At 42.0% G+C, this 11,765-nt stretch carries 10 protein-coding genes and 1 pseudogene; 10 read left to right on the top strand and 1 reads right to left on the bottom strand.

Translation table 11 applies throughout. The features are described from left to right. Window positions 1–13: 13 nt before the first annotated feature. A complete protein-coding gene (locus tag HNQ34_RS13270; RefSeq protein WP_246364198.1) occupies window positions 14–502 on the bottom strand; it encodes a LysR family transcriptional regulator substrate-binding protein in 489 nt (162 codons plus the stop codon). A 32-nt stretch (window positions 503–534) separates the two neighbouring features. On the opposite strand from HNQ34_RS13270, the gene HNQ34_RS17860 reads away from it, so the two are divergent. From HNQ34_RS17860 to HNQ34_RS13230, 10 genes and pseudogenes are all read left to right on the top strand, one after another. Further along, on the top strand, window positions 535–1,047 hold the full coding sequence (locus HNQ34_RS17860) for an EamA family transporter (protein WP_337959706.1): 513 nt from the start codon (window positions 535–537) through the stop codon (window positions 1,045–1,047). Continuing rightward, complete coding sequence (locus tag HNQ34_RS13265) at window positions 939–1,358, top strand: CoA-binding protein (RefSeq protein WP_183255391.1); 420 nt, start codon at window positions 939–941, stop codon at window positions 1,356–1,358. The genes HNQ34_RS17860 and HNQ34_RS13265 overlap by 109 nt, the downstream gene beginning before the upstream one ends. Window positions 1,359–1,515: 157 nt before the next feature. Continuing rightward, on the top strand, window positions 1,516–3,489 hold the full coding sequence (gene parE / locus HNQ34_RS13260; RefSeq protein ID WP_183255389.1) for a DNA topoisomerase IV subunit B: 1,974 nt from the start codon (window positions 1,516–1,518) through the stop codon (window positions 3,487–3,489). Further along, complete coding sequence (gene parC / locus HNQ34_RS13255) at window positions 3,486–5,906, top strand: DNA topoisomerase IV subunit A (RefSeq protein WP_183255387.1); 2,421 nt, start codon at window positions 3,486–3,488, stop codon at window positions 5,904–5,906. The genes parE and parC overlap by 4 nt, the downstream gene beginning before the upstream one ends. An 89-nt stretch (window positions 5,907–5,995) precedes the next feature. Continuing rightward, window positions 5,996–6,361 carry a PilZ domain-containing protein gene (locus HNQ34_RS13250; protein ID WP_183255384.1) on the top strand — a complete coding sequence of 122 codons (366 nt, stop codon included), beginning with the start codon at window positions 5,996–5,998 and terminating at the stop codon, window positions 6,359–6,361. Window positions 6,362–6,531: 170 nt separating this feature from the next. Next, entirely contained in the window at window positions 6,532–7,032 is a 501-nt protein-coding gene (locus HNQ34_RS17580) for a PTS sugar transporter subunit IIA (protein WP_246364195.1), read from the top strand. Between the two features lie 15 nt (window positions 7,033–7,047). Beyond that, on the top strand, window positions 7,048–8,457 hold the full coding sequence (gene treP, locus HNQ34_RS13245) for a PTS system trehalose-specific EIIBC component (RefSeq protein WP_246364192.1): 1,410 nt from the start codon (window positions 7,048–7,050) through the stop codon (window positions 8,455–8,457). Between the two features lie 77 nt (window positions 8,458–8,534). Further along, entirely contained in the window at window positions 8,535–10,220 is a 1,686-nt protein-coding gene (treC, locus tag HNQ34_RS13240; protein WP_183255381.1) for an alpha,alpha-phosphotrehalase, read from the top strand. Window positions 10,221–10,243: 23 nt separating this feature from the next. Next, on the top strand, window positions 10,244–10,960 hold the full coding sequence (gene treR, locus HNQ34_RS13235; protein ID WP_183255379.1) for a trehalose operon repressor: 717 nt from the start codon (window positions 10,244–10,246) through the stop codon (window positions 10,958–10,960). A 138-nt stretch (window positions 10,961–11,098) separates the two neighbouring features. Further along, window positions 11,099–11,765, top strand: a pseudogene (locus tag HNQ34_RS13230) (Na+/H+ antiporter NhaC family protein); the annotation flags it as partial.

Below are 11,765 nucleotides of genomic sequence, written 5' to 3'. Positions count from 1 at the left end.
AATTGGAATGTGATTATGATTTACCTGTCAGAAATAGTAGGTTCAACAATTGCTGCATTGATTGTGGAATCCATTTCTTTTTATGGTAAACCAATTGCAAATAAATGTTTAATTCTGGGTGAGAAAGGGGAATGCAAGCCAATTCTCCTTTTTTTATTTCTTCCACCACAGTCATTAGCGGTAAAAAAGCGATTCCAAGACCATATGATACACAACGTTTAATTGCTTCTATGCTTTCTAATTCAATAGAGTATTCAAGTCGTATTGCATGACTGCGATATAAATTTTCTATTATTTCACGATAACTACATCTTTGCTCTGTAACAATTAACTTTTCACCACTTAAATCCTTTATGCTTACATGGTCGAATCGAACCAAATGGTGGTCTGGTTTCGCAACTAAAACCAATTGTTCTTCTTTTATTGTGATGAAATTTAAGTCAGGGTCTTCTTGTTTTTGATCCAGTATGATGGCTAAATCATACTTACCTTCTTTTATCAAAAACATATGTTCTTCTTTTTTTAACTACAACCATTTGGGGTGGGGCTTTTATTGCGGGAAAAATTGCAACTGAAAGCTTACATCCAGTTACGGTTGCCTTTTTCCGCTTTTTTGGAGCAAGTTATTCAGTGATTGGCAAGGTTGTCATGAAAAAGTACAGCCCATTAACTGCAACTACCTATGCGACAGGCTTCGGAACGATATTGTTATCTCCCTTAGCCATTTACTATACCTCGTTGGATTCAATAAAAAGCAGTGGGTGGGAGGTCTGGTTGAGCGTACTATATATGTATGCGCAAATTTTGCCTGCCAAAACCCGACTACCGATATGGAAGCTGTCACCAAGCGGTTGTTTGAATAAAATATTGGATTTAGCAGGATTCTTTTTTGCATATGAAGAAATACTACATAAAAGTGAACGAAAGGGGAAACAAACATGCCGATTACAAACCCAAGCCGTGAAGAAATTGCGGAAATTTTACAAAATGCAAAACGCATTGCGGTTGTCGGACTGTCGAACAATCCGGAGCGCACTTCCTATATGATCGCCAAAGCGATGAAAGACGCCGGATACGAAATTATTCCGGTGAACCCGACGATTGATGAATGGGAAGGAATCCGTGCTGTCAAAACGTTAAAAGATATCGAAGGCCATGTCGATATTGTCAATGTGTTTCGCCGCTCCGAGCATTTGCCGGAAGTTGCCCGCGAATTTGCCCAAATTGACGCCGATGTTTTTTGGGCGCAATTAGGTGTTGTCAATGAGGAAGCATATGAATTTCTAAAAGAAAAAGGATATACGGTTGTGATGGATCGCTGTATTAAAGTAGAACATGCCTTAACGAAACGGAATTAAACGAAACTCGGCCATCTTTTTAAAAGATGGTCATTTCCATTTTCGGTGCAAAATTTGCTTATTTTGTCTAAAACGATAAAATAAACATGGACGTTTGCGAAATGTATGCTACAATAAAACAGAAACAAATGTTCTTATTTTTGAAAGGGGTATGTGCGTGACGAAACAGCAAGTATATGAATATAACGATGATGCTATTCAAGTGCTCGAGGGGCTTGAAGCGGTACGGAAGCGGCCGGGGATGTATATCGGCAGCACCGATAGCCGCGGCTTGCATCATCTCGTCTATGAAATTGTCGACAACTCCGTCGATGAAGCGCTGGCGGGATACGGAAACTATATTCTCGTCAAAATACATAAAGACAACAGCATTACCGTGTCAGATGAAGGACGGGGCATGCCGACGGGAATGCATAAGCTAGGAAAACCGACGCCGGAAGTGATTTTAACTGTGCTTCATGCCGGTGGAAAATTCGGGCAAGGTGGCTATAAAACGAGCGGCGGCTTGCACGGAGTGGGCGCGTCGGTCGTCAACGCTTTATCGGAATGGCTTGTCGTCACGATTCATCGCGACGGATTTATTTATCAACAACGGTTTGAACATGGCGGAACTCCAGTGACGACATTAGAAAAGATCGGAACGACGAAAAAAACGGGGACGACCATTCAATTTAAACCGGATCCAACGATCTTCAGCACGACGACTTTTAACTATGAAACGTTGAGCGAGCGGTTAAGGGAATCCGCGTTTTTGTTAAAAGGGCTTAAAATTGAATTGATCGATGAGCGGACAGGAATGCGCGAATTGTTTCATTACGAAAACGGGATTGAAGCGTTTGTCGCTTATTTGAATGAAGAAAAAGATGTTCTCCATCCCGTCGTTTATTTTGAAGGGCAACAAAACGGAGTTGAAGTGGAATTTGCTTTTCAATTTAATGACGGCTACTCAGAAAATGTACTTTCATTCGTGAACAATGTTCGCACAAAAGACGGCGGAACGCATGAAGCGGGCGCCAAAACAGCGATGACCCGCGTTTTTAACGAATATGCGCGCAAAACGGGCCTATTAAAAGAAAAAGATAAAAACTTAGAAGGTTCTGATATTCGCGAAGGATTATCAGCTATTGTATCGGTCAGAATTCCGGAACATTTATTGCAGTTTGAAGGGCAAACAAAAGGAAAACTTGGAACAAGCGAAGCCCGCTCCGTCGTCGATTCGATTGTTTCGGAACATTTAACGTACTTTCTCCAAGAAAATCCGGATATTGGCGCGATGCTCGTCAAAAAAGCGATTAAAGCCTACCAAGCGCGGGAAGCGGCGCGAAAAGCGCGCGAAGAAGCAAGAAGCGGGAAAAAGAAAAAAGGAAAAGAAACGGTGCTGAGCGGCAAATTGACACCTGCACAAACGCGCAATCCGAAGAAAAATGAGCTCTATTTAGTAGAAGGTGACTCGGCAGGCGGTTCAGCAAAACAAGGGCGCGATCGGCGTTTTCAGGCGGTGCTTCCATTGCGCGGCAAAGTCATCAATACGGAAAAGGCAAAGCTTGCGGATATTTTTAAAAATGAAGAGATCAACACGATTATCCATGCCATCGGCGGCGGCGCCGGAGCTGATTTTTCGTTAGAAGATATTAACTATGACAAAGTGATTATTATGACGGATGCCGATACGGACGGCGCTCATATTCAGGTGCTGCTTTTAACGTTTTTCTACCGATATATGCGCCCTTTAATTGAAGCAGGAAAAGTATACATTGCCCTTCCGCCGCTTTACAAAATTAGCAAAGGCACCGGAAAAAAAGAAATGGTGGAATATGCATGGACCGATGAGCAACTAAAAGAAGCGATCAAAAAACTAGGCAAAGGCTATACGATTCAACGGTATAAAGGTCTTGGCGAAATGAACGCGGATCAGCTGTGGGAAACGACGATGAATCCAGAAACGCGCACGCTCATTCGAGTGCGGATTGATGATGCCGCAAGAGCGGAGCGGCGTGTGACGACGCTCATGGGAGATAAAGTCGAACCGCGGCGCAAATGGATTGAAGCAAATGTCCAATTCGGTTTAGCGGATGATCCGAATATTTTAGACAATGAACACGTATCGGTCGCAGAGGAGGGAACAGTATGACAGAAAGATTGTTAGACTTACCATTGGAAGATGTATTAGGCGACCGTTTTGGACGTTACAGTAAATACATTATTCAAGAACGGGCGCTTCCCGACGTGCGCGACGGGCTGAAGCCTGTTCAACGCCGGATTTTATATGCGATGTATGTGGACGGAAATACGGCTGATAAAGGATTCCGCAAAGCGGCGAAAACGGTCGGAAACGTGATTGGAAACTTCCATCCGCACGGCGATTCATCCGTGTACGAAGCGATGGTGCGGATGAGCCAAGACTGGAAGTTGCGCAATATTTTAATCGAAATGCACGGAAATAACGGCAGCATCGACGGCGATCCTCCAGCGGCGATGCGTTATACGGAGGCGCGCCTATCAGCAATTGCCGCGGAATTGTTGCGGGATATTGAAAAAGAGACGGTCGAATTTGTGCCAAACTTTGACGACACAAGCCAAGAGCCGGTCGTGCTCCCTGCCATGTTTCCGAATTTGTTAGTGAACGGTTCGACCGGCATTTCCGCAGGGTATGCGACAGAAATTCCGCCGCATCATTTAGGCGAAGTCATTGATGCAGTTATCATGCGGATTGACAAGCCAACCTGCACCGTCGATGAGTTAATGACCGTTTTGCACGGACCAGATTTTCCAACCGGCGGCATTATTCAAGGAAAAGACGGAATTAAAAAGGCGTACGAAACGGGAAAAGGAAAAATTATCATCCGTGGAAAAGCGGTGATTGAGTCAGCGAAAGGCGGCAAACAACAAATTGTCATTACGGAAATTCCGTATGAAATCAACAAAGCCAATCTTGTCAAAAAAATTGACGAACTGCGGTTTGATCGGAAACTCGACGGCATTTCCGACGTCCGTGATGAAACGGACCGAACCGGCCTCCGCATCGTCATTGAATTAAAGAAAGAAGCCGATGCTGAAGGGATTTTAAACTATTTATATAAAAATACCGATTTGCAAGTGCCGTATAATTTTAACATGGTGGCGATTCACGAGCGGCGTCCGAAACTGTTGAGCCTTCCTGAATTGCTCGATGCGTATATTGAACATCAAAAAGAAGTCGTCGCAAACCGTTCGCGCTATGAACTGAAAAAAGCTTATGACCGCCAGCACATTGTCGAAGGATTAATGAAAGCTTTGTCCATTCTTGATGAAATAATCGCAATGATTCGTGCTTCGAAAGATAAAAGAGATGCAAAAGATCAATTAATGGCAAAATACGCCTTTACCGAGGCACAAGCCGAAGCGATCGTGACCCTTCAATTGTATCGCTTAACGAATACGGACATTACGGCTTTAAAGCAGGAAGCGGAAGAACTTTCGAAAAAAATTAGCGAATTGACGGCCGTTTTAGCAAGCGAAAAAAAATTGCTGTCGGTGATTAAATCGGAGCTGAAAAAACTAAAAAAGACATACGCTGACGAGCGAAGAACGATCATTCAAGAGGAAATCGAAGAGATAAAAATCAACCTTGAAGTGATGGTACCGGCAGAAGACGTCATCGTCACGGTAACGAAAGAAGGGTATGTCAAACGGACGAGCCTCCGTTCCTATACAGCGTCAAACGGCCAAGATTTCGGCATGAAAGAATCCGACCGTTTATTAGCACAATTAGAGATGAATACAACGGACGTATTGCTTCTGTTTACGCGGCGGGGCAACTATATTTATTGTCCTGTTCACGAACTGCCTGATATTCGTTGGAAAGAATTAGGGCAGCATATTTCCAATCTTGTTCCGTTAGACAGGGACGATGACCTTGTTTCGGCTGTTTCGGTCAAAGACTTTGAACAGCCGCTCGATCTTATGTTTATCACGAAACAAGGAATGGTGAAGCGGACCGAAATGAAACAATATAAAGTGCAGCGTTACGGCCGTCCACTTGTAGCGATTAACTTAAAAGAAAACGATGAAGTAATTAACGTCTATATAACAGATGGCAGCCGTGATTTATTCCTTGTGACGAACCAAGGTTACGGTTTATGGTTCAGCGAAGAAGAAGTGAGTGCCATCGGCGTGCGCGCTGCTGGAGTGAAAGGCATTCAATTGAAAGAACACGATTTTGTCGTCGCCGCTTATCCAATTGTTGCGGCGGATTCTCCAATGATTGTCATTGCGACACAGCGGGGAGCGGTCAAAAAAATGCCACTTAGCGAGTTTGAAAAATCATCGCGAGCAAAACGAGGGCTTGTCATGCTTCGCGAATTAAAAACAAACCCGCACCGAATCGTCGCCTCACTTATGATAGAAAGCGACAACGGTAATATCATATTGCGAACGGAAAAGGGGGAAATAGAAGCGGTTGATTTATCGCAATTGAAACTTTCCGACCGGTATAGCAACGGGATATTTGTCATAGACAGCGAAGAAGCAGGAGAAATAAAAGAAATGTGGCTGGATATTCACAATTGAAGGAAATGAATATATAATAAGGGTTAGTTTTTACTAAAGCATGAAGAGATGGGGATATGTTGCCATATTTTGGGAAAGAGGGGATTTTTGTGCGATTTAAACGACAAGAAGCATTCCGCTATCAATTCGGACAACCGCTCCCTTGTACGTTCCGCATTGTGCGCATTGATGATAAAGAGATTGAAAGCGACAAAGGAGCGGCGGAAATTCATGATATTAGTCCGCGAGGGATGAGAATGAAGACACCTCTCAATATTCCCCCTCACCTAAGAGAAATTCATATTGAAGTGACATTTATGTTAAATGATGTGGAGTTTAGTTTTTTAGGCACGTTAGTATGGCAAAGAAAAATAGCCAACGATTATTATTACGGGTTGCAGCTGCTTCTTTCTTATCAGCAGGAAGAAACATTAATTCGTGAAATTAAGCGGTATGCTGTGCTTCATAACAGCTAGCCAAACCGCCCTTCTAAATAAAAAGCAAGCGGTCAATATGTCGACTGCTTGCTTTTTACATTTTGAACAGAAATTTTTTGTTGACCAACTTGTATATACAAGTTAAAATAAAAACCGTACACAAACATGTATATACATGTTTGTGTAAGCGCTTCAGAGGGGGCTTATATATGATCGTCTGGCAAGGGGAAGAAACGATATTTGCACCGTTAAATGGAAATGTGATCCCAATTGAAGAAGTGCCAAGCCCTACGTTTTCTCATAAGCTGTTAGGTGACGGGGTGGCGATTGTACCAAGTGAGGGGAAGGTGGTATCACCAGTGGACGGCCGAGTCATTAACATTTTTCAATCGAAACATGCGATCGGCCTTTTATCATCTAAAGGATTGGAGATTCTTATTCACATCGGGTTAGAAACAGTATTGTTGAATGGCGAAGGGTTTATGGTTCATGTAAAAAAAGGAGAAAGAGTAAAAAAAGGGGATTTATTGCTTTCTTTTGATCTCGGTTTCATTAAAAAGAAAGCAGCCAGTATTGTAACCCCAGTGATTATTACGAATAGTGAAATAACAGAAAATATGGAACCGATTACTTATGAAAGATGCATTGCCGGTCAAAGTGCGTTATTGCAAGTGACGATGAGAAAGTCTTATTTGTTTCGAATGAAGTAATTGGAGGTTTGGAAAATGAATAAACAATCAGTTGAACAAATTGTCCAAGCAGTAGGAGGCAAAGAAAATATTATCGCAGCGACCCATTGTGTGACCCGGCTACGGTTTGCTTTGAAAGATGAAGGAAAAGTCAATAAAGAAGCGCTCGAACAAATCGATATTGTAAAAGGTTCATTTTCAGCAAACGGTCAGTTTCAAGTCGTCATCGGACAGGGGCTTGTCGATAAAGTATATAACGAAATGATTGAAATGACAGGGCTAGGCCGAGCCACGAAACAAGAGATTAAAGATGCAGCAGAAGCAAAGTTGAATCCGCTCCAGCGGGCGATTAAAACATTAGCCGATATTTTTATCCCGATTTTACCTGCAATCGTCACTGCCGGTTTGTTGATGGGGATTAACAATGTACTAACAGGGCCAGGCATTTTTTATGAAGGGAAATCGTTTGTTGAAGTGCATAAAGAATGGGCCGACCTTGCCAGCATGATTAACTTAATCGCCAATACGGCGTTCGTCTTCTTGCCAGGATTGATTGGTTGGTCGGCGGTCACGAAGTTTGGCGGTAGCCCATTATTAGGAATTGTCCTCGGACTAATGCTCGTACACCCTGATTTGTTAAACGCATGGGGATGGGGAGCAGCGAAAGAAAAAGGCGACATCCCTGTATGGCATTTATTTGGACTCGATGTGCAAAAGGTAGGTTACCAAGGTCAAGTATTGCCGGTTTTAGTGGCATCATATGTTTTGGCAAAAATTGAACAATATCTACGGAAACGAATTCCAGACGCGTTTCAATTGTTGCTCGTTGCTCCGCTTTCGTTATTGATTACCGGATTTTCAGCGTTTATTGCGATCGGTCCTATTACATTTGCGATCGGTAACGCGATTACGGGTGTATTCGTCACGATTTTTGATAACGTTCCGGCGATTGGCGGATTTTTATATGGTGCTTTATACGCTCCGTTAGTTGTTACGGGAATGCATCATACGTTTTTACCGGTTGATTTGCAGCTCATTTCTAGCACGGGCGGTACATTTTTATGGCCGATTCTGGTCATGTCGAACATCGCCCAAGGTTCAGCAGCGCTCGCGATGATGTTTTTGGCGAAAGATGAGAAATTAAAAGGTCTTGCCTTTACCTCTTCCGTATCCGCGTATCTTGGGATTACCGAACCAGCGATGTTCGGGGTTAATTTACGCTTCCGCTATCCGTTTATTTTCGCGATGACGGGTGCCGCGATTGCGGGGATGTTCATTACGATCAATAAAGTATTAGCGCCGTCTATCGGTGTGGGAGGCCTTCCTGGCTTTTTATCCATCGTTCCGCAAAAATGGATGCCGTTTTTCATCGGAATGGCGCTCGCGATTGTCATTCCGTTCGTATTAACATACGTATTTGGCAAGTTCAAGAAAGAAACAAAATAACGATGATGATACCATTGGTGTTTGAATCGCGACACCAATGGTATCGTTTTTGTCAGCAAGTGAGAGGTGGTATTGAAGTGGACAAACAACCGTGGTGGAAAAAAGCAGTTGTCTATCAAATTTATCCGAAAAGTTTTAAAGATACGAATGGAGATGGGATCGGAGATTTGCAAGGAATTATTGAAAAACTGGACTACTTAAAAACATTAGGTATTGACGTCATTTGGCTGACTCCGATCTATCAATCGCCGCAGCGCGATAACGGTTATGATATTAGCGATTATTTTGCGATATATGAGCCATACGGAACGATGGAAGATTTTGAACAGCTGCTAAAAGAAGCGCATAAACGTAACATTAAAATCATGATGGATATTGTCGTCAATCATACATCGACTGAACATGAATGGTTTAAAAAAGCAAGATCGTCCAAAGATCATCCATATCGTCATTTCTACATTTGGAAAGACGGGCGCGATGGCAAACAGCCTAACAATTGGCAATCTAAATTTGGGGGTTCGGCATGGGAATATGATGAGCATACAGGCCAATATTACTTGCATTTGTTCGATGTTACACAAGCGGATTTAAATTGGGAGAATGAGGAGTTGCGGCGAAAACTGTATGATATGATGCACTTTTGGTTAAAAAAAGGGGTCGATGGTTTTCGTTTAGATGTCATTAATTTAATTTCGAAAGATCAACGTTTTCCAGACGATGACGGATCTGTACCACCAGGGGACGGCCGCAAATTTTACACAGACGGTCCGCGCATTCACGAATTTTTGCAAGAAATGAATCGCGAAGTGTTTTCAAAATATGACATGATGACCGTTGGCGAAATGTCGTCGACAACGATTGACCATTGCGTTCAATATACAAATCCAGAACGCAGAGAATTAAATATGACGTTTAATTTCCATCATTTAAAAGTCGATTATCCAAACGGAGAGAAGTGGGCGGTTGCCGACTTTGACTTCTTGGCATTAAAAAGAATTTTATCAACTTGGCAAGTAGAAATGAACAAAGGCGGCGGCTGGAACGCTTTGTTCTGGTGCAATCATGATCAGCCTCGAATCGTTTCGCGCTATGGCGATGATGGAAAATATCGTAAAGAATCAGCCAAAATGCTTGCGACAGTGATTCATATGATGCAAGGCACGCCGTATATTTACCAAGGTGAAGAAATTGGCATGACGGACCCGAAATTCGATCGGATTGAGGATTATCGCGATGTTGAAACGTTAAATATGTATAAAATTTTACAGGAGCAGGGGAAAACCGAGGAAGAAGTACTCGAAATTTTAAAGCGTAAATCGCGTGACAATTCGCGCACACCGATGCAGTGGGATGACAGCGAACATGCTGGCTTTACGGCAGGCACTCCTTGGATTCGCGTCGCATCGAATTTTAAAGAAATTAATGTAAAAAAAGCACTAGAGGATTCGACATCGATTTTTTACCATTACCAACGCCTTATTCAATTGCGAAAAGAGTATGACATTATTACAACTGGTGATTATCAACTATTACTAGAAGATCACCCGCAGATTTTCGCATATGTACGAAACGGGAACAATGAGAAACTTCTTGTTGTTAACAACTTTTTTAGCAACGAAACGATATTTATGTTACCTGATGATTCCGATATTAGCGGATATATGAGCCGTGTTTTGCTGTCGAATTACGAGGACGTACCTGAACATTTTCAACAAATGGTATTGCGTCCTTACGAATCGATTGTGTATCACTTAACAAAATGATACAATACAAGTCGGTGATGCGCATGAAAGAAAATAAATTTTTAGCGATTTATAATGATCTTTTGCTTCAAATTCGCAAAGGGACGTTTCAACCGAATGATAAACTGCCGTCTGAAAATGAATTATCGCAGCAATATCAAACATCGCGGGAAACGATTCGTAAAGCGTTAAATCTTTTGTCCGAGCACGGCTATATTCAAAAAATCAAAGGAAAAGGTTCGATCGTTCTTGATGTCGGGAAGTATGATTTTCCTGTATCTGGATTAGTAAGTTTTAAAGAATTAGCTCAAAAAATGAGAAAACCGGCACGAACGATTGTACACGAATTAGAAATCGTAAAACCGGACGAATATATACGAAAACATTTAAGTGTGCCAAACAAAGACGAAGTATGGAAAGTAATTCGTTCTCGGGAAATCGAAGGTGAAAAAATTATTTTAGATAAAGATTTTTTTCATCGGAAATTTGTTCCTTTGTTAACGCGCGATATTTGTGAGGACTCGATTTACGAATATATCGAAAAGGAATTGAAATTAAAAATCAGTTTTGCCAAAAAAGAAATGTTTGTCGATCAAGTCACAGATGAAGATCGAAAATACTTGGATTTAAACGGATACGAGCATGTCGTTGTTGTGAAAAATTTTGTATACTTGGAAGATGCGAGTTTATTCCAGTTTACTGAATCAAGGCATCGGCTTGATAAATTTCGCTTTGTCGATTTTGCACGCAGAACGCATTAACCCGCATTAGCCATACAGGCAAGTGCGGGTTTTTATTGTTTATTAAATTTTATTGAAACTATGTTCTAAATGATCAATAACTTAAGTAATAGTTTTTCATGTTTATGGCCATCCTTCTAACGAAAGGAGTTGGACATATTGGAAGGAACATGGGTTTCATTATTGCCATTTCTTATTGTCATTCCACTTGCGATTTGGCTTCGGGAAATACTACCGGGGCTTGTTGTTGGACTGCTTGTCGGAGCATTTTGCTTAGAAGGTCATTGGCTTCGTTCGATCGAGCGAGCGGTAGATGCGTTATTGCAGACAGCTACGGAAATCGAACATATGAAAGTGATCGCTTTTCTTTATCTGTTCGGCGCGCTCATTGGCATGATGCAAATTACAGGTGGAATGAAAGGATTTGTCCAATGGATTAGCAGGAAAATTCATTCGAAACGGCGCATGCTTTTGTTTATATGGTTTACGATTCCATTTACGTTTTTTACCCCAATGTTCCGAATTATGCTGATTGGTCCAGTCATGAAATCGCTAATCGGAAAATTTCACATTGATAAGCGAAAAATGGCTTATATTATTGATGTTTCAACGGAGCCAATTATTGTATTGTTACCGATTGCAACAGCTTTTGTCGGCTTTATGACGTCCGTTGTGGAAGGGGCATTGCGTCAGAACGGAATCGATATATCCGCGTACCATCTTTTTGTAGCGAGCTTGCCGTATAATTTTTTTGCGATCATCGGGCTTATTGTTGGGATTGTGACGACATTTAAAAACATTCGGATCGGAAAAGAAGATGGCGAAA

Source organism: Anoxybacteroides tepidamans, from assembly GCF_014201465.1.
In the GTDB taxonomy this organism is placed as follows: Bacteria; Bacillota; Bacilli; order Bacillales; family Anoxybacillaceae; genus Anoxybacteroides; species Anoxybacteroides tepidamans.
Note: the sequence above shows the minus strand (reverse complement) of the source record. Positions and strands in the feature narration are given on the sequence as shown.

Excerpts from the sequence above, each read along its gene's own strand:
- HNQ34_RS13265 (WP_183255391.1), top strand. The coding sequence starts at position 939 with ATGCCGATTACAAACCCAAGCCGTGAAGAAATTGCGGAAATTTTACAA.
- parC (WP_183255387.1), top strand. The coding sequence starts at position 3,486 with ATGACAGAAAGATTGTTAGACTTACCATTGGAAGATGTATTAGGCGAC.
- HNQ34_RS17580 (WP_246364195.1), top strand. The coding sequence starts at position 6,532 with ATGATCGTCTGGCAAGGGGAAGAAACGATATTTGCACCGTTAAATGGA.
- treP (WP_246364192.1), top strand. The coding sequence starts at position 7,048 with ATGAATAAACAATCAGTTGAACAAATTGTCCAAGCAGTAGGAGGCAAA.
- treR (WP_183255379.1), top strand. The coding sequence starts at position 10,244 with ATGAAAGAAAATAAATTTTTAGCGATTTATAATGATCTTTTGCTTCAA.